Genomic DNA, 21,288 nt, shown 5'->3' with positions numbered 1-21,288 from the left:
CTCCGCTGCGGAACTTATTCCATGGGCATCACCAGCGGATCGGGATACTGATACTCAAACCCCAGCTCATGACAAATGCGATTGCCATCAACAATTTTGCCTTTACTGCCATCTTTTGCCTCACCAAAGACCGGCGGAGCCAGGCCCAGCTGACGTGCCATCAGCGGGTAAAAGGTGCTGCGCGCCGGATGAGTCGGTGCACATATATTATAGATGTGTCCGCCTTTCGGAGCCTGTAAGAGTAGCTCAATTGCGCCAATAACATCCTCAAGATGGACAAGATTCACGCCATGCTGGCCGTCTGGCGCAGTCTTTCCGGCAAAGAAGCGTCCCGGGTGGCGGCCAGGGCCTACCAGCCCCGCCAGACGAACGATATCGACCTGCGTGCCGGGAAGATTGTGCAGCCAGTCTTCCAGCTCTTTCAGGACCTGACCGCTCGCGGTAACGGGACGGCGCTCGGAAGTTTCTTTTACTACGCCCTCAACCTCACCATAGACCGACGTCGAGCTGGTGAAAACAATGCGCGGTACGTGATGCGCCAGCGCGCTGTCGACTATCTCCTGCATCGCCTGCAGATAAAATGATTCACCCGGGCCGCTGCGCCGCGCGGGTAGCGTAATCACCAGCGCATCGACGTTCATCAGCGTGTCCAGATCGTCCGCATCACACACCAGTTCCGGCTCCAGACGCAGTTCAACGCCATCAATACCGCACATGCGCGCCGCTTCGACCCCATCTCGGGTGGTCTTGCTCCCGGTTACCTGCCAGCCTTTCGCGGCTAATGACATCGCCAGCGGCATTCCCAGCCATCCTAAACCGACAATCGCGACCTTTTTCATGCGAATTCTCCTGACTCTCACTCGTCTTTCATAAGGCTACGCCAGCCCGGCAGAACACACAATTCATAGCATCAATATGAAATGAATTAATGATCAAAAAAAGCCCTTGCAATATGTCGCACAACTGGTTTAGGTTAAAAGACATCAAATGAATAAGCATTCATCGAGAATTTATATGACACGCGTTCAATTTAAACACCACCATCATCACCATCATCCTGACTAGTCTTTCAGGCGATGTGTGCTGGAAGACGTTTGGATCTTCCAGTGGTGCATGAACGCATGAAAAAGCCCCCGGAAGATCGTCTTCCGGGGGCTTTTTTTTGGACCGAATTCAGACAGGTTAAAACAGGTTAACGAGGAATAAAGAATGTTAGATAACTCACGTTTACGCATAGCTATTCAAAAATCAGGCCGTTTAAGTGACGATTCACGCGAACTGCTGGCCCGCTGCGGGATTAAAATCAACCTGCACACCCAGCGCCTGATTGCTCTGGCTGAAAACATGCCCATCGACATTCTCCGCGTGCGTGATGACGATATTCCCGGCCTGGTCATGGATGGCGTCGTTGACCTCGGCATCATCGGTGAAAACGTGCTGGAAGAAGAGCTGCTGACCCGCCGCGCGCAGGGCGAAGACCCGCGTTACTTCACCCTGCGTCGTCTGGACTTCGGCGGCTGCCGCCTGTCGCTGGCGACGCCGGTTGATGAAGCCTGGGACGGCCCGGCCGCGCTGAACGGCAAACGTATCGCCACCTCCTACCCTCACCTGTTAAAGCGCTATCTGGATCAGAAAGGCGTGCTGTTTAAATCCTGTCTGCTGAACGGTTCTGTTGAAGTGGCGCCGCGTGCGGGTCTCGCGGACGCCATCTGTGACCTGGTCTCTACCGGCGCGACGCTGGAAGCGAACGGTCTGCGCGAAGTGGAAGTCATCTACCGCTCTAAAGCGTGCCTGATCCAGCGTGACGGAGAGATGGCCGACGCTAAGCAGCAGCTGATCGACAAGCTGCTGACCCGCATTCAGGGCGTGATTCAGGCACGTGAATCCAAATACATCATGATGCACGCCCCAACCGAGCGTCTGGATGAAGTGATTGCCCTGCTGCCGGGCGCCGAGCGACCAACCATCCTGCCGCTGGCAGGCGATCAGCAGCGCGTGGCGATGCACATGGTGAGCAGCGAAACCCTGTTCTGGGAAACCATGGAAAAACTGAAGGCGCTGGGCGCAAGCTCCATCCTGGTGCTGCCAATTGAGAAGATGATGGAGTAATGGCCATGAGCTTTAACACAATCATCGACTGGAATACCTGTAGCGACGCACAGCAGCGCGAGTTGCTGATGCGCCCGGCAATTTCCGCCTCTGAAAGCATCTCGCGCACCGTGGCGGAGATCCTGGATAACGTCAAAGCCCGCGGCGATGACGCGTTGCGTGAATACAGCGCGAAGTTTGATAAGACGGACGTCAGCGCATTGCAGGTTACCGAGCAGGAAATCATTGATGCCAGCAATCGCCTGGGTGACGACATCAAGCAGGCGATGGCCGTCGCGGTGAAAAACATTGATGCCTTCCACACCGCGCAAAAGCTGCAGACCGTGGATGTCGAAACCCTGCCCGGCGTGCGTTGCCAGCAGGTCACGCGCCCGGTTGCGTCCGTCGGCCTCTATATTCCCGGCGGCTCTGCCCCGCTTTTCTCCACCGTACTGATGCTGGCGACTCCCGCGCGCATTGCCGGGTGTCAGAAAGTGGTGCTGTGCTCACCGCCACCGATTGCCGATGAGATCCTCTACGCGGCGAAGCTCTGCGGCGTGCAGGCGGTGTATAAAGTGGGCGGCGCGCAGGCGATTTCGGCCCTGGCGTTCGGCACGGAATCCATTCCCAAGGTCGACAAAATCTTTGGCCCGGGCAATGCGTATGTGACCGAGGCTAAGCGTCAGGTCAGCCAGCGTCTGGACGGCGCGGCCATCGATATGCCTGCCGGACCGTCTGAAGTGCTGGTGATTGCCGACAGCGGCGCAACGCCGGATTTCGTCGCGTCTGACCTGCTTTCCCAGGCGGAACACGGCCCGGACTCGCAGGTTATCCTGCTGACGCCGGATGCCGATATGGCGAAACGCGTGGGCGAAGCCGTGGAGCGTCAGCTTGCCGACCTGCCCCGCGCCGACACGGCACGCCAGGCGTTAGCGGCCAGCCGTCTGATTGTGGCGCGCGATCTCGAGCAGTGCATTGCCATTTCTAACCAGTACGGTCCGGAGCACCTGATTATTCAGACCCGAAATGCGCGCGATCTGGTCGACAGCATTACCAGCGCGGGCTCGGTGTTCCTCGGCGACTGGTCACCGGAATCCGCGGGCGATTACGCCTCCGGCACCAACCACGTACTGCCAACGTATGGTTATACCTCAACCTGTTCCAGCCTGGGACTGGCGGATTTCCAGAAACGCATGACCGTGCAGGAACTCTCCCGCGAAGGGTTTGCCTCACTGGCGTCCACTATTGAAACCCTGGCCGCCGCCGAGCGCCTGACCGCTCACAAAAACGCCGTTACGCTGCGCGTTGCAGCCCTGAAGGAGCAAGCATGAACATTGAAGAATTAGCCCGCGAAAATGTCCGTCGCCTGACGCCTTACCAGTCTGCGCGTCGTCTGGGCGGTAAAGGGGATGTCTGGCTGAACGCCAACGAATATCCAACGGCGGTGCAGTTTGAGCTGTCGCAGCAGACGCTGAACCGCTATCCGGAATGTCAGCCGAAGGCGGTTATTGAAAACTACGCGCAGTACGCTGGCGTGAAGCCAGAGCAGGTGCTGGTCAGTCGCGGTGCGGATGAGGGCATTGAACTGCTGATCCGTGCCTTCTGCGAGCCGGGCAAAGACGCGGTAATGTACTGCCAGCCGACCTACGGCATGTACAGCGTCAGCGCGGAAACCTTCGGGGTGGCGTGCCGCAACGTGCTCTCACTGGAGAACTGGCAGCTGGATCTGCAGGGGATTGCCGACAATCTCGAAGGCGTAAAAGTGGTGTTTGTTTGCAGCCCGAACAACCCGACCGGGCAGATTATTAACCCGCAGGATATCCGTACCCTGCTGGAGATGACGCGCGGAAAAGCCCTGGTGGTCGCGGACGAAGCCTACATCGAGTTCTGCCCGCAGGCGACGCTGGCTGGCTGGCTGGAAGAGTACCCGCACCTGGTGGTGCTGCGTACGCTGTCAAAAGCCTTTGCTCTCGCGGGTCTGCGCTGCGGATTCACGCTGGCAAATAAAGAGGTCATCGACCTGCTGCTGAAGGTGATCGCCCCGTACCCCCTCTCGACGCCGGTTGCCGATATTGCGGCACAGGCGCTGACGCCTCAGGGGATTAACGCGATGCGCGAGCGCGTGGCGCAAATCCTGGAGGAACGTCAGTACCTGGTGACCGCCCTGAAGGATATCCCGTGCGTGGAGCAGGTATTCGACTCAGAAACCAACTACATCCTGGTGCGCTTTACCGCTTCCAGCGCCGTATTTAAATCTTTATGGGATCAGGGCATTATCTTACGAGACCAGAATAAACAACCTTCTCTGAGCGGGTGCCTGCGCATTACCGTCGGCACCCGTGCAGAGAGCCAGCGCGTGATTGACGCCCTGAAAGCGGAGAAAGTATGACCCAGAAGATCCTTTTCATCGATCGTGACGGCACCCTTATTTCGGAGCCCCCAGCTGATTTTCAGGTCGACCGATTCGACAAGCTGGCGTTTGAACCTGACGTGATCCCGGTGCTGCTCAAGCTGCAAAAAGCCGGGTACAAGCTGGTGATGATCACCAACCAGGACGGTCTGGGTACCGACAGCTTCCCGCAGGCAGACTTTGACGGCCCGCATAATCTGATGATGCAGGTGCTGACCTCGCAGGGCGTGGTGTTCGATGAAGTGCTGATTTGCCCGCACATGCCAGCCGACGAGTGCGACTGCCGTAAGCCAAAGGTGAAGCTGGTCGAGCACTATCTGGCGGAGGATGTGCTGGATAAGACTAACAGCTATGTCATCGGCGATCGCATCACCGATATTACGCTGGCGGAGAACATGGGCATCGCGGGGCTGCGCTATGACCGCAACAACCTTAACTGGGCGATGATTGGCGAGCAGCTGACAAAACGTGACCGCTACTCACACGTTGAACGCAACACCAAAGAGACACAGATTGATGTGAAGGTCTGGCTGGACCGCGAAGGCGGCAGCAAGATCCACACCGGCGTGGGTTTCTTCGACCACATGTTGGACCAGATTGCCACCCACGGCGGTTTCCGCATGGAGATCGCGGTAAAAGGCGACCTCTATATTGACGATCACCACACCGTGGAAGATACCGGCCTGGCGCTGGGTGAAGCCCTGAAGCTGGCGCTCGGCGACAAGCGCGGCATTAACCGTTTTGGCTTTGTCCTGCCGATGGACGAGTGTCTGGCGCGCTGCGCGATGGATATCTCCGGTCGTCCGCATCTGGAATACAAAGCAGACTTCAATTACCAGCGCGTGGGCGATCTGAGCACCGAAATGGTGGAGCACTTCTTCCGTTCATTGTCCTACACCATGGGCCTGACGCTGCACCTGAAGACCAAAGGCAAGAACGACCACCACCGCGTGGAGAGTCTCTTCAAGGCCTTCGGCCGCACGCTGCGCCAGGCAATTCGCGTGGAAGGCGACGCCCTGCCCTCATCAAAAGGAGTGCTGTAATGAACGTGGTGATTCTGGATACCGGATGCGCCAACCTGAACTCCGTAAAGTCGGCCATTACCCGCCACGGCTACGAACCGGTGGTCAGCCGTGACCCGGACGTGGTGCTGCGTGCCGACAAGTTATTTCTGCCGGGCGTAGGCACTGCGCAGGCGGCGATGGATCAGATTCGCGAGCGCGAGCTGGTCGATCTGATCAAAGCCTGTACCCAACCGGTGCTGGGCATTTGCCTGGGTATGCAGATCCTGGGCCGCCGCAGCGAAGAGAGCAACGGCGTTGACCTGCTGGGCATTATCGACGAAGACGTGCCGAAGATGACCGACCACGGTCTGCCTCTGCCGCATATGGGCTGGAACCGCGTGTACGCCAAAGCGGGCGACCGGCTGTTTCGCGGCATTGAAGACGGCGCGTATTTTTACTTTGTGCACAGTTACGCCATGCCGGTGAACGTCAATACCATCGCCCAGTGCACTTACGGCGAGGCGTTTACCGCAGCCGTGCAGAAAGACAATTTCTTCGGCGTACAGTTTCACCCGGAGCGCTCGGGCGCCGCGGGCGCGCAGCTGCTGAAAAACTTCCTGGAGATGTGATGATTATTCCCGCGTTAGATTTAATTGACGGCACGGTTGTCCGTCTTCATCAGGGCGATTACGGGCAGCAGCGAGACTACGGAAACGACCCGCTGCCGCGTCTGCAGGATTATGCCGCCCAGGGTGCTCAGGTGCTGCATCTGGTCGATTTAACGGGTGCGAAAGATCCGGCGAAGCGCCAGATCCCGCTGCTGAAAAATCTGGTTGCCGGTGTTGATGTGCCGGTACAGGTCGGCGGCGGCGTGCGTACGGAAGATGACGTGGCGGCGCTGCTGGACGCGGGCGTGGCGCGCGTGGTGGTCGGTTCAACCGCCGTCAAAGATCCTGAGACGGTGAAGGGCTGGTTCCGCCGCTTTGGCGCCGACGCGCTGGTGCTGGCGCTGGACGTGCGCATTGACGAACAGGGTAATAAACAGGTGGCGGTCAGCGGCTGGCAGGAAAACTCCGGCGTGACGCTGGAGGCGCTAGTTGATACCTATCTGCCCGTTGGCCTCAAGCACGTGCTGTGCACGGATATCTCCCGTGACGGCACGCTGGCGGGTTCCAACGTTTCTTTATATGAAGAAGTTTGCGCCCGTTATCCGCAGGTGGCGTTCCAGTCATCTGGCGGCATCGGTGACTTAGCCGATATTGCCGCGCTGCGCGGAACGGGGGTACAGGGCGTGATTGTGGGCCGGGCCCTGCTGGAAGGTAAATTTACGGTGACGGAGGCGATTCAATGCTGGCAAAACGGATAATCCCTTGCCTGGACGTACGTAACGGCCAGGTCGTGAAAGGCGTGCAGTTCCGCAACCACGAGATCATTGGCGACATCGTTCCGCTGGCAAAACGCTATGCCGATGAAGGCGCAGATGAGCTGGTGTTCTACGATATTACCGCGTCCAGCGATGGCCGCGTAGTCGACAAAAGCTGGGTCGCGCGCGTAGCGGAAGTGATCGATATTCCGTTCTGCGTGGCGGGCGGGATTAAATCCGCCGACGACGCCGCCAAAATTCTCTCGTTTGGTGCCGACAAGATTTCCATCAACTCCCCTGCCCTAGCCGACCCGGAGCTCATTACCCGCCTCGCCGATCGTTTTGGCGTGCAGTGTATTGTGGTTGGGATCGACACCTGGTATGACGCCGCAACGGGCAAGTATCACGTCAACCAGTACACGGGGGATGAAAGCCGCACGCGCGTGACGCAGTGGGAAACGCTCGACTGGGTGCAGGAAGTGCAGAAGCGTGGCGCGGGCGAGATTGTCCTCAACATGATGAACCAGGACGGCGTGCGTAACGGGTATGATCTCGAGCAGCTGAAAAAAGTTCGTGCGGTCTGCCACGTTCCGCTGATTGCCTCCGGCGGCGCGGGCACCATGGAACATTTCCTCGAAGCCTTCCGCGATGCGAACGTGGACGGCGCGCTGGCCGCTTCCGTGTTCCACAAACAGATTATTAATATTGGTGAGTTAAAAACGTACCTGGCCGACCAGGGCGTGGAGATCAGGGTATGTTAACAGAGCAACAACAGGCGCAGCTGGACTGGAAAAAAACGGACGGATTACTGCCGGTGGTTGTCCAGCATGCCGTCTCAGGCGAAGTGCTGATGCTGGGCTATATGAACCAGGACGCGCTGGCGAAAACGATCGACAGTGGCAAAGTGACGTTTTACTCCCGCACGAAAGAGCGCCTGTGGACCAAAGGCGAAACCTCGGGCCATTTCCTGAATGTAGTAAGCATTACGCCGGACTGCGATAACGACACCCTGCTGGTGCTGGCCAATCCGATCGGACCAACCTGCCACAAGGACACCAGCAGCTGCTTCGGCGAGGCGAGTCACCAGTGGCTGTTCCTGTACCAACTGGAGCAGCTGCTGGCGGAGCGTAAATCGGCGGATCCGGAGAGTTCTTATACCGCGAAGCTGTACGCCAGCGGAACCAAGCGTATTGCGCAGAAGGTGGGTGAAGAAGGCGTTGAGACAGCACTGGCCGCGACCGTGCATGACCGCGAGGAGCTGACGAACGAAGCCTCTGATTTGATGTATCACCTGCTGGTGCTGCTGCAGGATCAGGCGCTGGATTTGACGGCGGTGATAGAAAACCTTCGCAAACGTCACAAATAAAAAAACCGGGGTATATCCCCGGTTTTTTTTAATCTGCAAATCAGACCTTTGGTTTGTAGTTTCGTAAGGCGTTACGCCCCAGTACCACACCTGAACCAATCATTCCGCCAAGTAGCACGGCGAGAACCAGAATCACGGCTTTTTTCGGGCTGTCACGGCGGACAGGAAGATCCGGCTTCATAACGTAACGATAGACGTGGATTGTGTCCGGGTTTACGTTCAGATTCTGGATATCCAAGAGATTTCGCCTGGTCTGATAATAGGCGGTGGGGAAAACCAGTGGGCGCGATGCTTCGTTGTCAATCATCGATTTAAGCCCTTCGCTGCCAAGCAGGAATAATGTTTCCTGTGTGACATCCTCGGTTTGCTGGAGCTGTGGCGAAGTAATTTTCGCTGCCTCAGCGTTTTTCAGTGCCTCAGCAATCTGTTTGATACGCAGATCTTTTTGTTCCTGCGCGACCTTCTCCTGGTTTTGCAGTGAATCATTCAGGGTTTTGATCTGCTCCTTAATATTGTCCTTAAGATCAAGGGCTAGTTCTTTTGCGGTCTGCTCATCGACTTGCTGAATGTACTGCGCCAGCTGCTTCTGAGCCGCCTCTGCTGATGTACTGGTATAGGTGACGCTTAATGGCAGCGCTTGCCCTTTAACCGCAGGCTCGATGGTGAGTTTTTCAGGCACAGCCTGATTGTCCAGCGCCTGCGATAACGCTGAGAAAGATGCATTAAAACGGTCAATAGCGCGCGTTTGAATATCCAGCATTGAAGGTGCTGCGGTACCATAAAGGATATTCAATGCATTTGAATAGGGTGCTATCTGAGCCGCATCGGGTTGCGCAATAATTGCACTTGAGGTCCACTTTTCTTTAGCAACAAACAGATATCCGACAGCAAGGGCAATAAAAACAATAACAAAGGTTGCTATCATCCACTTTCCACGCCAAAGTTGCAGCATTAAATCAAGTAAATCAATTTGCTCAGGGTCATGATTTCGACCGACCTGGCTATTGTTGTTTTGCGTCATACAATCCCTAACAGATGAAAAAGGGCGGAACATAATTAAGTTTGCATAGTTTATCGATTACTGGCGATTTTTCTATAAGAATCCGATGAGTAATATCGGAAAGATAGGTTATGTAACTTACCCCCTTCGCGCTATGATAGATGCAGTGCGATGCGTTATGGCATCGGTAAGAATATAGCATTATGAGGAACGCTATGAAATTTTTGGTAACGGGTGCAGCGGGTTTTATCGGTGCAAATGTCAGTAAACGCCTCCTTGAGGCCGGACATCAGGTTGTTGGTATCGATAACCTCAATGACTACTACGATGTAAGCCTGAAGCTGGCGCGCCTGGAACTGTTGAAATCAGAGCGTTTTACTTTTCACAAGCTGGAGTTAGCAGACCGTGAAGGCATGGCTGCGCTTTTCGCTGGTGAGAAGTTTGATCGTGTGATTCATTTGGCCGCGCAGGCGGGTGTTCGCTACTCCCTGGAAAACCCCCATGCGTACGCGGACGCCAACCTTATCGGCCACCTCAACGTGCTGGAAGGCTGCCGCCATAACAACGTTCAGCATTTGTTGTATGCATCATCAAGCTCCGTATATGGCCTCAACCGCAAGATGCCCTTCTCAACTGACGATTCCGTGGATCACCCGGTTTCGCTTTATGCTGCGACCAAAAAAGCTAATGAGCTGATGTCACACACCTATTCGCATCTCTACAACCTGCCGACAACTGGGCTGCGCTTCTTTACCGTATACGGTCCGTGGGGACGCCCGGACATGGCGCTGTTTAAGTTTACCAAGGCGATGATTGAAGGAAAAAGCATTGATGTCTATAACTACGGTAAGATGAAGCGCGACTTTACGTATATTGATGACATCGCTGAAGCCATTATTCGTCTGCAGGATATTATTCCTCAGGCAGATCCAAACTGGACCGTTGAGACCGGCTCTCCGGCAACCAGCTCAGCACCTTACCGGGTTTATAACATCGGTAACAGTTCGCCAGTAGAACTGATGGATTACATCACTGCGCTGGAAGACGCGCTGGGTAAAAAAGCCGAGAAGAATATGCTGCCTCTTCAGCCAGGAGATGTTCTGGAAACCAGCGCCGATACCCAGCCACTTTATGACGCGATCGGATTTAAACCGCAAACCTCGGTTAAGGATGGGGTGAAGAATTTCGTTGACTGGTACCGCGATTTCTACAAAGTCTAAAAATAAAAAACCCGGCAACTCAGCCGGGTTTTTTACAATATAGAGCAGAGAATCAGTCACTACCAAACAGATCGCGGGTATAAACCTTATCCGCCACGTCAGCCAGCTCTTCCGCCATGCGGTTTGAAATGATGACATCGGCTTCTTTCTTAAAGGCGTCCAGATCGCGGATCACCCGTGAATTGAAGAACTGATCGTCCGACATAGCAGGTTCATAGATAATAACCTCAACGCCTTTCGCCTTGATACGCTTCATGATCCCCTGAATGGAAGAGGCACGGAAGTTATCGGAACCACTCTTCATGATCAGACGATACACACCGACCACTTTCGGCTGACGTGCAAGGATAGAATCGGAGATGAAGTCTTTACGCGTACGGTTGGCATCAACAATCGCCGAGATGAGGTTATTCGGCACCGCCTGATAGTTTGCCAGCAGCTGCTTCGTATCTTTTGGCAGGCAATAGCCACCGTAGCCAAATGACGGGTTGTTGTAGTGATTGCCAATGCGCGGGTCGAGGCACACCCCTTCAATAATCTGGCGAGTATTCAGTCCAAGGCTTTCTGCGTAGCTGTCGAGCTCATTAAAATAAGCCACTCGCATCGCCAGATAGGTATTCGCGAAGAGCTTGATCGCCTCAGCTTCAGTGGAATCGGTAAATAGCACCTGAATATCTTTCTTGAGCGCCCCTTCCTGAAGCAACGCAGCAAAACGTTCAGCGCGCTCAGAACGTTCGCCAATAACGATACGCGAAGGATGCAGGTTATCGTAAAGCGCTCTCCCCTCACGCAGGAATTCCGGCGAGAAGAAGATATTATCAATACCGAATTTTTCTTTAATGGATTTGGTAAAACCGACAGGGATGGTCGATTTAATCACCATCACCGCATCAGGGTTGATCGCGATAACGTCTTTGATTACCGCTTCTACCGTTGAGGTGTTGAAATAGTTGGTTTTAGGATCGTAGTCAGTAGGCGTCGCAATGATGACGTAATCCGCATCGCGGTATGCATCTTCTTTATCTGTCGTGGCGCGGAAATTCAGCGGTTTATTGCTGAGATAGTCCTGGATTTCTTTATCGACAATCGGCGATTTCTTCTGATTGAGCATATCCACTTTGGCTTGCACGATATCCAGCGCAACCACTTCATGATTCTGAGCAATCAAAATGCCGTTAGAAAGACCGACATACCCTGTTCCGGAGATTGTTATTTTCATTCGCTAATGACTTCTGTGAGTTAACTGTACTGATGGCCGCCAGACCATCGCGATAAACATAACTGTTGGGCTTTGTACCTCCTGACAAACTGAGCTGTCAAGGCAAACCAGGAGTAATCACTGCGAGGAGGATGAGATTCAGACTACTTCGAGTAACAGGCGGCAGTTTTTGCATAAAAAAACCCGGAGACAGGCTCCGGGTTTTGATGACAGCGAGTCAGTTAACTTATTCCATCCATTCGGTATGGAATACGCCTTCTTTATCGGTACGTTTGTAGGTATGCGCACCGAAGTAGTCACGCTGGGCCTGAATCAGGTTAGCAGGCAGAACGGCAGCACGGTAGCTGTCGTAGTAGGCTACTGCCGCAGAGAAGGTCGGAACCGGGATACCGTTCTGGACAGCGTAGGCAACCACGTCACGCAGCGCCTGCTGATATTCGTCAGCGATTTTCTTGAAGTACGGTGCCAGAAGCAGGTTGGCGATACCGGCGTTTTCAGCATAGGCATCGGTGATTTTCTGCAGGAACTGCGCGCGAATGATGCAGCCCGCGCGGAAGATCTTCGCGATCTCACCGTAGTTCAGATCCCAGTTGTTCTCGTCTGATGCCGCACGCAGCTGAGAGAAGCCCTGCGCGTAAGAAACGATTTTCCCCAGGTACAATGCACGACGCACTTTTTCAATGAACTCGGCTTTATCACCTGCTGGTTTAGCCTGTGGGCCAGACAGTACTTTAGATGCCGCGACGCGCTGCTCTTTCAGAGAAGAGATGTAACGTGCGAAGACAGATTCGGTGATCAGCGACAGCGGCTCGCCCAGATCCAGAGAGCTCTGGCTGGTCCATTTACCGGTGCCTTTGTTCGCTGCTTCATCCAGAATCACATCAACCAGGTATTTACCCTCTTCATCTTTTTTCGTGAAGATATCTTTGGTGATGTCGATCAGGTAGCTGTTCAGTTCGCCTTTGTTCCACTCGGTAAAGGTTTCAGCGAGCTCTTCGTTAGAAAGGTTCAGACCGCCTTTCAGCAGGGAATAAGCTTCAGCAATCAGCTGCATGTCGCCGTATTCGATGCCGTTATGCACCATTTTCACATAGTGACCGGCACCGTCAGGACCGATATAAGTCACACACGGCTCGCCATCTTCTGCAACAGCGGCGATTTTAGTCAGAATAGGCGCAACCAGTTCGTATGCGTCTTTCTGGCCGCCAGGCATGATGGATGGGCCTTTCAGCGCGCCCTCTTCGCCACCGGATACACCGGTACCGATGAAGTTGAAACCTTCAGCGGACAGTTCACGGTTACGACGAATGGTGTCCTGGAAGAAGGTATTACCGCCATCAATGATGATGTCACCTTTTTCGAGGTAAGGCTTCAGGGAGTCGATAGCTGCATCGGTACCTGCGCCTGCTTTCACCATTAACAGGATACGACGAGGCGTTTCCAGAGACTCAACAAACTCTTTAACCGTATAGAAAGGAACCAGTTTCTTGCCTGGGTTCCCGGCAATCACTTCTTCGGTCTTATCACGGGAGCGGTTGAAAACGGAGACGGTATAACCACGGCTTTCGATGTTGAGCGCCAGGTTGCGCCCCATTACTGCCATACCGACAACGCCGATCTGTTGCTTGGACATTACATACTCCTGTCAGGTGTGGATACCCCGCCGGAATGAAAGCGACGGGTTAAGTAAAAAACATGTTAACTCAAGGGAGAGGTAAGAGGGTAGCAATTGATGCACTCATCACAAAACCGCATATTTTCTAGTAAATTATCGTCTGAGGATCTCAGTATGCACCATCACGATGTAACACAACTTTCACCGTCTTAAACAAAATGGCTATGTCATTCCATAGTGTCCAGTTCTTGACGTACCAGGCATCAAAATAGACGCGTGTATCATAATCAACATCATTACGGCCACTCACCTGCCATAAGCCCGTCATGCCAGGCTTCGCCATGAGATAATAGTCAACATCATCACAGTACCGCTCCAACTCATCAGAAATAATAGGCCGTGGGCCGACAAGGCTCATTTCGCCTTTAAGCACATTAAATAATTGCGGTAATTCATCAAGGCTGGTTTTACGAATAAAACGTCCCACAGCAGTAATACGTGGATCATTCTTTAATTTAAAATCTTTTTCCCACTCAGCCCTCGCCTCCGGATCGCTATCCAGAAGCTCTTTTAACACTTCCTGAGAATTCATCACCATTGAGCGGAATTTGTAGCACGGGAATAACTTACCGTTTCGCCCTACGCGCTGATGACCATAAATGGCTGGCCCACCATCACGTGTCACTTTGTACCACAGGTAAATCATGAGTGGTGATGCGACTAACAATATTAATGAAGAGCAAACAATATCGAAAGTACGCTTAAGAAAACGAGAGGTCCTTTTGGCAAGATTGTTTTGTATCCTCAATAACATCACTTCATGGCTAAAAATGAAGGACATATCGGTATTATATAAGGGCAATCCGCGGAAAGAAGGCACAACTGTAACTGAACGACAATGGTGTTTAGATAACTCACGAAGCCATAATTGTGTTTTATCAAGCTCGGTATATTCATAGGCAAGTATATAATGAATATCTCCGGTGCGATTTAAACTCCAAATTTTCTCTGCATCTTGTATTACAGGTAGAGAGCAAACTTCAGACGTTGCAGCATCAGCATCAAAGAAAGCCACAACATTAAAACCCATCATCTCTTCACTCTGCAAGGCATTGTATGCGCCGATCGCATTTTCACCACTGCCAAGAATGACGGTTGTTTTTTTCCAGATGCCTAATTTATTGAGCAAGTGCTTTGTGAGTACACGGAAAAAGGGTACCAAAATCAGCGCAAACGACCAGCAAAATACCCAAACATAACGAGAAAACTGCCATTTTGTAAACGCAATAAGCGCCAAGTCAAACACGGCAAAAATCACAATAGTTCGAATAATTTCTTTTAATTCATACCAGAATGGTTTGCGATAAGTGTAATGACGCAAACGTATCCAAAACCATCCTACACAGACGATTGAAAGTAAGAAATGGGAAAAGAAGCGCGAGTCTAATTGTTCTTGCGGAATAAAACGATGAACCTCATTAAAAATTAAATATACGCACCCTAAAGATAGCCACAACGCTACATTGAAAAAAAATAAATCTGAAATAGCCAATAATATCTTACATAACTGTGGATTATACTTGTTATCAATACTATCCATTAAACTCACGCCCTCTAAATGGGTACCAAATAGCCAAGTTAAGCGTTCACAAGATAAACGCTTAAGGTTTACTATATTTGAAGATTTTACCCAACCTGCTTTTCGATATTAGCAAGGACAGTTTCAACAAGTTTGTATGCTGCGTCTTGAGTGTCAGCCTCTGCATAACAACGTAGCTCAGGAGCATTGCCTGAAGGGCGCAAGTGTACAATACTATTATTGTCCAATGTAATTCGAAACCCATCAGTAATATCTGAGTTCAATATCTGACAATCATTTAATCCGATATACTCCATAAACTTAACGGGGTCTGATAGTCCCAAATTAATTAATGACACGCTTGTTACAGAATCTACATTCTGTAATCTATTGGAATGGGTATAACGTGCTGGCAGTTGTGAAACAAGTTCACCAATGCCATTATCTTTTGCTCTGTAAAGTAGCATAATAGCAGGGAGGACTGCATCACGAGTTGGTAACGCTCTAAGCAAGTGCTGGTTAATAAAGACATCACTGCCCAATAAAAAACCACCATTAGCTTCAAAACCTACAACACAATCATAATTTGCAGCTAGCTCAGCAAATGCAGCAATAACATAAGGAGAACCAATTTTGGTTCGCATCACATGCTTAAAGTAATTATGTGAAGAAATGATACTATTACAACTCACAGGAACCGCTACAGCATCCGCGGTTAATTCCAGTGAACATAATAAGCCTAAAACATCACCTCGTAACCAATTTCCATTTTCATCTGAGATAAGAGGTCTGTCACCATCTCCATCAGTAGAAAATATTGCATCTAGTTGTAATTCCTTTGCCCATTTTATTGCCTTACGACTATCATCTTCACTTACTGCTTCAGTATCAATAGGAACAAATTCATCACTTCTGGCTAAACTGATAACAGTAGCACCTAAAGCATTAAACAAAGGCTTATAAAGATCCCGGCCCGCACTTGAATGCTCATAAATGCCAATACGTTTATTTTTCAGGAATGGTGTTGAAAATAACGAGGTATATCGTGCGATATAATTTTCAGCGGCAAGCGAGGAAGTCAATAACTCTTCTGTCTTAATGTATCCGAACGAAGCTTCAGCTTGAACAATAACATTTTCATCCTCTTTAGTAATTTCACCGTCAGGTCTATAAAACTTTAGGCCATTGCGATCAAACGGGATATGACTACCCGTGACCATGATCGCAGGCACATAATCTGACATAGATTGATAAGCCAAGGCTGGAGTAGGTACAACCCCATAGAATACAGTATCAATTCCTTTGCCCTTTAGCGCCGCGGCACAAGCCTGAGCCATTTGGTAACTGCTTGGTCTATTATCAATTGCAAGTGCTATTGTATCGAACGAGAACTGTTGCTGCATTACGGTCAGGAATGAAACAGTAAAAGCAGCACAAACTTCAGGTGTAAAATCGCTAACAAGACCACGGGCACCGCTAGTTCCAAAAGCGATGCCTGAATTTTTGATAATATCTCGACTATTATAAACCTGGTTCATTTATCTCTCACTCTGAATATCCAAAACGCGTTTCCATGCGAATAATATCATCCTCGCCAAGGTAATTTCCTGACTGGATTTCAATAAGCTCTAACGGGATTACGCCAGCGTTTTCAAGTGCATGGATAGTATTAACGGGTATAAACGTTGATTCATTTTCTGAAACTAAAAAAGTCTTTTCGCCTTTTGTAACACGAGCGGTACCCGACACGACTATCCAGTGTTCTGCTCTATGCTTATGCAGTTGTGCGACAAATTTTTCACCCGGTTTAACATTTATACGTCGGACCAGGTAATTAACACCATTGTCAATTACAGTATATTTGCCCCACGGGCGAAACACTTCTAAATGCTGTACATGCTCTTTTCTGTTATTATCTTTTAGATAATCAACAATTTTTTTAACATCTTGTACTGAATCTTTATTGGCTACCAATAAAGCATCAGAGGTCTGAACAATAACTAAGTTATTTACACCAATTGTGCTAATAAAGGCGTTTTCGGAATATATGTAGTTACCTTCACTGCAGTGTGCAAACACATCTCCGTGCAAAACATTCTTTTGCTGATCTTTTTTTGATATATCCCATAATGAAGACCACGATCCGACATCTGACCAGCCGGCATCCATTGGTACAACCGCTGCATGCTGTGTATGTTCCATGACTGCATAGTCTATGGAATCACTTGGGCATGCAGTAAAGGCCTCTTTATCGATACGAATAAAATCCAGATCCGGGTTGATATATCCTACAGCTTTCTGGCAAGCATCATATATATCGGGTGATAGATGTTTTAATTCATGCAGATAAGATTTTGCACTGAATAAAAACATTCCGCTATTCCAGTAATATTGCCCTGATTCAATATAATCACGTGCAGTATCATAATCTGGTTTTTCAACAAATTCCGCTACAGCAAATGCATCGCCCCCAATTGCATCACCTCTACGAATATAGCCATAACCCGTTTCAGCATGTGTTGGGACTATACCGAACGTGACTAACTTACCGAGAGCAGCCAGAGATTCAGCATGATTAATAGCCCCGATAAAGGCTTTGTCATCCTGGATGACGTGATCCGCAGCCAGAATCAGCAAGAGCGGATCTTCCACATCTGAATTTTGGAGAGCACAAAAGGCGGCAAGGGCAATAGCAGGCGCTGTGTTACGCCCAACAGGCTCAAGAATAATATTATTAGCTAGTTTATCAAGCGCACGAAGTTGTTCAGCAACGAGGAAGCGATGTTTGTCGTTACAGATGACAACTGGATCACTAGCTAAAAGTGGAGACAGCCGTCTGATGGTATTTTGTAACATCGAATATTCACCCTCTACAGTTAAAAACTGTTTCGGATGATGTTCACGCGAAAGTGGCCACAAGCGACTACCCGTCCCCCCCGCCATAATTACTGGTACTAATTTAGACATTTAATAAACCATTATTAACGTTTAATAATTTTCTCTGTAGTGAAAAGACTCCACTTTTCTTCTACAAAGTTTCTGAATTCCTGATCAAATCTTGCACGCGAAAATCTTTCGGCATTTTCTCTACATGCATTAGGTGTGAATAGTGATTGTGTCTTCTCAAACTCATCGATTGCGTCCTGCAATGAAGTAACTGTCTGTTGCTTAAAGAAAATACCTGTTGGATTTTCGATACCCACCGGTCGAACGGTTTCCAAAGCACCACCTTTGCCAAATGCAATGACTGGTGTCCCACAGGCCTGAGCTTCAACAGGAATTATTCCAAAATCTTCTTCTGCTGCAAACACAAACGCTTTCGCATTCTGCATATGTTCTTTTAAAACAGAAAATGGCTGGTATCCAAGCAAAGTTATATTATCTTTTACCTTGCTTTGTATTTTCTTCATTTCAGGTCCATCACCAATAACTATCAATTTCTTATCTGGCATTTGGCTGAAAGCTTCGACAATGAGATCAATACGCTTATACGGAACCATACGAGAGGCAGTAAAGTAATAATCCTGCTTTTCGTTATTTACTTCAAAATTTTCAACATCTACAGGTGGATATATTACAGAAGCTTCTCGTCCGTATACTTTTTTTATTCTACGTGCAATGTATTGTGAATTAGCAATAAAGTGATCAACTCCATGAGCTGTACGATAATCCCAAATCCGTATTTTGTGAAGAAACCATTTAGCTAACCACCCTTTAACGCCAGTATTCAGACCAGACTCTCGCAGATATTGATGCTGTAAATCCCATGCATATCTGATTGGAGAATGAACATAGCTAATATGTAGTTGATCTGGCCCTGTAATAACTCCTTTCGCAACAGAATGAGCACTGCTAATGATAATATCTGCTTCAGAAAGATCCAACTGCTCAATAGCTAATGGCATCAATGGAAGGTATTTCTGATAGTATTTTTTAGCTTTTGGTAACTTTTGAATAAATGATGTCGTTGCATGTTTTCCCAGAAAATTCTTTCTTTGTTCTTCTGTTAAGAAATCAACAACTGAAAAAAGTTCAGCTTCAGGAAAAGCATGTAATATCGCTGATGAGACCTGTTCAGAACCCGCGTAGCTTAATAACCATTCATGAACAAGAGATATTTTCGCCTCATTTAGTTTCATTGCATGCCTCTTTAAATGCCATTTCGATCTTATTTATAACGTTTTGCCAAGTAAACTTTTGGGCACGAATAAGGCCTTCAGAGATTAATTGCTCGCGTAGTATCGAATCATTAACTAATTTTGTAATGCCATCTGTAATAGCATCTACCGAAGTAGGTTCTACCAGTATAGCAGCGTTTCCTGCGACCTCTGGCAAGGATGAAGTAGTTGAAGTTAATACGGGGACACCACAAGCCATAGCCTCAACTACTGGTAATCCAAATCCTTCATATAATGAAGGGAAAACTAACCCTTTCGAGCCTTTATATAATGATGGTAAGTCATGGTCGGAAATAAACCCCAAAAAATTAACACGCTCACCTAACCCACACTCCATTATTAGTTTTTCTAAATTATCGCTTGGATTTCCTGAAAAAACGAGTTTAATAGAAGGATTAATTTCTGCTTTAGCAAAAGCGGAAATTATACGGTGCTCATTCTTATGAGTTTTCCTATTTCCAATGCATAATAGATATTCATATCCAAGTTCCATTGGTCGGACATCAATATTAAATTCCTCAGAAACGCCATTAAATACAGTTATAATTTTATCCGGTTCAACACCTGACCACTTTGCTATTCTTTCTTTAGAAAATTCAGAAACCGTGAAAATCTTATAGGCTTTATGACATCCACGCTTAATAAAATAATTATAAAATAATTTTTTAAAAAAAGATGAGTTATCATCTATATCAAGATGATTTAAATCATGAATTGTCACAATATACCTTTTTGAGGAGAATAAAGGAGGTATATAGCCAGGAAGAAAAATCAAATCGGCTTTATTAAGTAAGGCAATATTAATAGCCAAGCCCAAGGGAGCTATAGGAGAAGCACATTTTTTATATATTTTTTTGAGAGATATATCCGGGAGTCTTTTAGCGATCTCATCAGTAAAACGCCCAATCCCGCCCATGTTAGACCAACTAACATCCATAAATATTTTTTTATTATTCATTAGTATTGAACCTGTTGTTGGTTAGGTTAAGAAAAGGTATTAATGCAAGAACCGACCAATAAAAAATTGAAAAAGTTGATGATGAAGGGGCAGAACTTAACGCAGCACTTATAAAGAAAGCGACTCCAAGCAAAAAATAGATTCTTAAATGAGTATAGTTTCGATGTGAACCATATTTTTTATCCAAAAAAACCGAAGAATAAAATTGGCTTGCCATATAGAACATATTTATAAATAAACCAACAATACCAGTTTCGAGTGCCATCCAGAAAAAGTAGTTATCAGTATTCAGTCTATTATCTTTTTCTGAAAGCATATTTCCAGAACCTTGTGTGCCTAAGCCTATACCTGATGGATGCTCTGAAAGATAACTCAATGAATTTATCGCCATATCTATTCGTCCCTGTGTCGATCCACGAGAACTCTGCGAGGAGTCTGTAAACCTGCCCACTAAGGTATCAATATAATTGTCAAAGATATTTGTGGACACGACCAGAATAGGTATAAAGATCACAAATAACGTAATACCGCTTAGTAGCATCTTTCGATTTGAAATAATGTAAAAAGCATAGATGATAACCGCAACAAGGATAGCCCCTCTTGTTAGGGTCATACAGATTGCAGTAAAAATAACCAAGCTAACAATTAGCATCCATGTCCTTTTATATCCTTGCGAAAAACACTCCATACATAACAAGATACCTAGCGCCAACATATATCCGAAATTCAGTGCATCGCTAAAGCCACCAGTGGCCCGAATCATTCCATCATAGCTGTTAATAAGATTTAATTGATCACCAGCATAATGCTCATCATAACCAAGTAATTTAACGAACTCACCTTTCATTAACACATCGATAATCGATATGACGGCAACAGCAGACATTAAAAGGATAATATAGACAACAATTTTTTTAACATTTAACGATTCTGGGTACGATACGTTCAATATTGCTAAAGAGATGAAGACTGCGGGGAATAAAATATAACTTCTAGCTCCCATTATTGCTTGTACTTTGTCAGATGAAAAAATAATCAATGCTGCAACCCATGAAATTAATGCTATCCATACAAAGATGGTAAAAATCAGTGATACAGGAGATTTTTTTCTATCAATGACAAAACGCAAAAGTACAGATAATACAAACAGTGCGTTCAACACATCTCTAAGGATGGCACCAGGAGGAAATGGCAAGATTCCGACCATCCATGAACTGATGTATGGAGAAAATAAATTAATACATAATATCGCAGCAAAGAATATATTCATATAACTACTTTTTTAATT

At 48.5% G+C, this 21,288-nt stretch carries 20 protein-coding genes and 1 other annotated feature; of the genes, 10 read left to right on the top strand and 10 right to left on the bottom strand.

The annotated features are described in order from the left end of the window. Positions 1–14: 14 nt before the first annotated feature. Complete coding sequence (locus tag HMPREF3143_RS17455; RefSeq protein ID WP_008499460.1) at positions 15–839, bottom strand: SDR family oxidoreductase; 825 nt, start codon at positions 837–839, stop codon at positions 15–17. Between the two features lie 175 nt (positions 840–1,014). Between HMPREF3143_RS17455 and hisL the strand changes: the two genes are divergently transcribed. The 9 genes from hisL (at position 1,015) to hisIE (ending at position 8,231) form a co-directional block, all read left to right on the top strand. Further along, positions 1,015–1,065, top strand: a complete 51-nt coding sequence (gene hisL / locus HMPREF3143_RS25785) for a his operon leader peptide (protein WP_001364200.1) — start codon at positions 1,015–1,017, stop codon at positions 1,063–1,065. After that, positions 1,041–1,164: a sequence feature (His leader region), on the top strand. Its footprint overlaps the gene before it by 25 nt. Before the next feature lie 45 nt (positions 1,165–1,209). Next, complete coding sequence (gene hisG, locus HMPREF3143_RS17450; protein ID WP_070533848.1) at positions 1,210–2,109, top strand: ATP phosphoribosyltransferase; 900 nt, start codon at positions 1,210–1,212, stop codon at positions 2,107–2,109. Positions 2,110–2,114: 5 nt separating this feature from the next. After that, on the top strand, positions 2,115–3,419 hold the full coding sequence (gene hisD, locus HMPREF3143_RS17445) for a histidinol dehydrogenase (RefSeq protein WP_023325607.1): 1,305 nt from the start codon (positions 2,115–2,117) through the stop codon (positions 3,417–3,419). Beyond that, a complete protein-coding gene (hisC, locus tag HMPREF3143_RS17440; protein WP_023325608.1) occupies positions 3,416–4,477 on the top strand; it encodes a histidinol-phosphate transaminase in 1,062 nt (353 codons plus the stop codon). The genes hisD and hisC overlap by 4 nt, the downstream gene beginning before the upstream one ends. Continuing rightward, positions 4,474–5,541: a bifunctional histidinol-phosphatase/imidazoleglycerol-phosphate dehydratase HisB gene (gene hisB / locus HMPREF3143_RS17435; RefSeq protein WP_021241432.1), complete on the top strand. Its 1,068-nt coding sequence runs from the start codon at positions 4,474–4,476 to the stop codon at positions 5,539–5,541. Before hisC ends, hisB begins: the two co-directional genes overlap by 4 nt. Further along, entirely contained in the window at positions 5,541–6,131 is a 591-nt protein-coding gene (hisH, locus tag HMPREF3143_RS17430; RefSeq protein ID WP_021241433.1) for an imidazole glycerol phosphate synthase subunit HisH, read from the top strand. Before hisB ends, hisH begins: the two co-directional genes overlap by 1 nt. Then, the gene (hisA, locus tag HMPREF3143_RS17425; RefSeq protein WP_023325609.1) at positions 6,131–6,868 is read left to right on the top strand and encodes a 1-(5-phosphoribosyl)-5-[(5-phosphoribosylamino)methylideneamino]imidazole-4-carboxamide isomerase; all 738 of its coding nucleotides are present in this window, start codon (positions 6,131–6,133) and stop codon (positions 6,866–6,868) included. Before hisH ends, hisA begins: the two co-directional genes overlap by 1 nt. Next, a complete protein-coding gene (gene hisF, locus HMPREF3143_RS17420) occupies positions 6,850–7,626 on the top strand; it encodes an imidazole glycerol phosphate synthase subunit HisF (protein ID WP_023325610.1) in 777 nt (258 codons plus the stop codon). The genes hisA and hisF overlap by 19 nt, the downstream gene beginning before the upstream one ends. Continuing rightward, positions 7,620–8,231, top strand: a complete 612-nt coding sequence (gene hisIE, locus HMPREF3143_RS17415) for a bifunctional phosphoribosyl-AMP cyclohydrolase/phosphoribosyl-ATP diphosphatase HisIE (RefSeq protein ID WP_070533846.1) — start codon at positions 7,620–7,622, stop codon at positions 8,229–8,231. The genes hisF and hisIE overlap by 7 nt, the downstream gene beginning before the upstream one ends. 40 nt (positions 8,232–8,271) lie before the next feature. Here hisIE and wzzB read toward each other — a convergent pair whose 3' ends face one another. Further along, positions 8,272–9,252: an LPS O-antigen chain length determinant protein WzzB gene (gene wzzB / locus HMPREF3143_RS17410; RefSeq protein WP_070533845.1), complete on the bottom strand. Its 981-nt coding sequence runs from the start codon at positions 9,250–9,252 to the stop codon at positions 8,272–8,274. Between the two features lie 194 nt (positions 9,253–9,446). On the opposite strand from wzzB, the gene HMPREF3143_RS17405 reads away from it, so the two are divergent. Further along, on the top strand, positions 9,447–10,451 hold the full coding sequence (locus HMPREF3143_RS17405; RefSeq protein ID WP_063922187.1) for an NAD-dependent epimerase: 1,005 nt from the start codon (positions 9,447–9,449) through the stop codon (positions 10,449–10,451). A 52-nt stretch (positions 10,452–10,503) separates the two neighbouring features. On the opposite strand, the gene ugd is transcribed toward HMPREF3143_RS17405, so the two are convergent. The 8 genes from ugd to HMPREF3143_RS17365 all read right to left on the bottom strand — a co-directional run bounded on the left by ugd (position 10,504) and on the right by HMPREF3143_RS17365 (position 21,270). Beyond that, positions 10,504–11,670, bottom strand: a complete 1,167-nt coding sequence (ugd, locus tag HMPREF3143_RS17400; protein WP_032675157.1) for a UDP-glucose 6-dehydrogenase — start codon at positions 11,668–11,670, stop codon at positions 10,504–10,506. A 226-nt stretch (positions 11,671–11,896) separates the two neighbouring features. Beyond that, positions 11,897–13,303 carry an NADP-dependent phosphogluconate dehydrogenase gene (gene gndA / locus HMPREF3143_RS17395; RefSeq protein WP_070533843.1) on the bottom strand — a complete coding sequence of 469 codons (1,407 nt, stop codon included), beginning with the start codon at positions 13,301–13,303 and terminating at the stop codon, positions 11,897–11,899. A gap of 151 nt (positions 13,304–13,454) precedes the next feature. Continuing rightward, positions 13,455–14,885 (bottom strand): undecaprenyl-phosphate galactose phosphotransferase, encoded by a 1,431-nt coding sequence (locus tag HMPREF3143_RS17390; protein ID WP_032646453.1) that lies wholly within the window; start codon positions 14,883–14,885, stop codon positions 13,455–13,457. Positions 14,886–14,971: 86 nt separating this feature from the next. Next, positions 14,972–16,402 carry a phosphomannomutase gene (locus HMPREF3143_RS25090; protein ID WP_084832197.1) on the bottom strand — a complete coding sequence of 477 codons (1,431 nt, stop codon included), beginning with the start codon at positions 16,400–16,402 and terminating at the stop codon, positions 14,972–14,974. A 7-nt stretch (positions 16,403–16,409) separates the two neighbouring features. Further along, positions 16,410–17,831: a mannose-1-phosphate guanylyltransferase/mannose-6-phosphate isomerase gene (locus HMPREF3143_RS17380; RefSeq protein ID WP_070533840.1), complete on the bottom strand. Its 1,422-nt coding sequence runs from the start codon at positions 17,829–17,831 to the stop codon at positions 16,410–16,412. Positions 17,832–17,845: 14 nt separating this feature from the next. Then, positions 17,846–19,003: a glycosyltransferase family 4 protein gene (locus HMPREF3143_RS17375; protein ID WP_070533838.1), complete on the bottom strand. Its 1,158-nt coding sequence runs from the start codon at positions 19,001–19,003 to the stop codon at positions 17,846–17,848. Then, positions 18,990–20,000, bottom strand: a complete 1,011-nt coding sequence (locus HMPREF3143_RS17370; RefSeq protein ID WP_070533836.1) for a glycosyltransferase family 4 protein — start codon at positions 19,998–20,000, stop codon at positions 18,990–18,992. The genes HMPREF3143_RS17375 and HMPREF3143_RS17370 overlap by 14 nt, the downstream gene beginning before the upstream one ends. Next, a complete protein-coding gene (locus HMPREF3143_RS17365) occupies positions 19,993–21,270 on the bottom strand; it encodes an O-antigen ligase family protein (protein ID WP_290127723.1) in 1,278 nt (425 codons plus the stop codon). Before HMPREF3143_RS17365 ends, HMPREF3143_RS17370 begins: the two co-directional genes overlap by 8 nt. Positions 21,271–21,288: the final 18 nt, after the last annotated feature.

It is taken from the genome of Enterobacter sp. HMSC16D10 (genome assembly GCF_001807145.1).
Taxonomy (GTDB): domain Bacteria; phylum Pseudomonadota; class Gammaproteobacteria; order Enterobacterales; family Enterobacteriaceae; genus Enterobacter; species Enterobacter roggenkampii.
The sequence above is the reverse complement of the archived record's forward strand: the minus strand, read 5'-3'. Positions and strand labels throughout refer to the sequence as shown.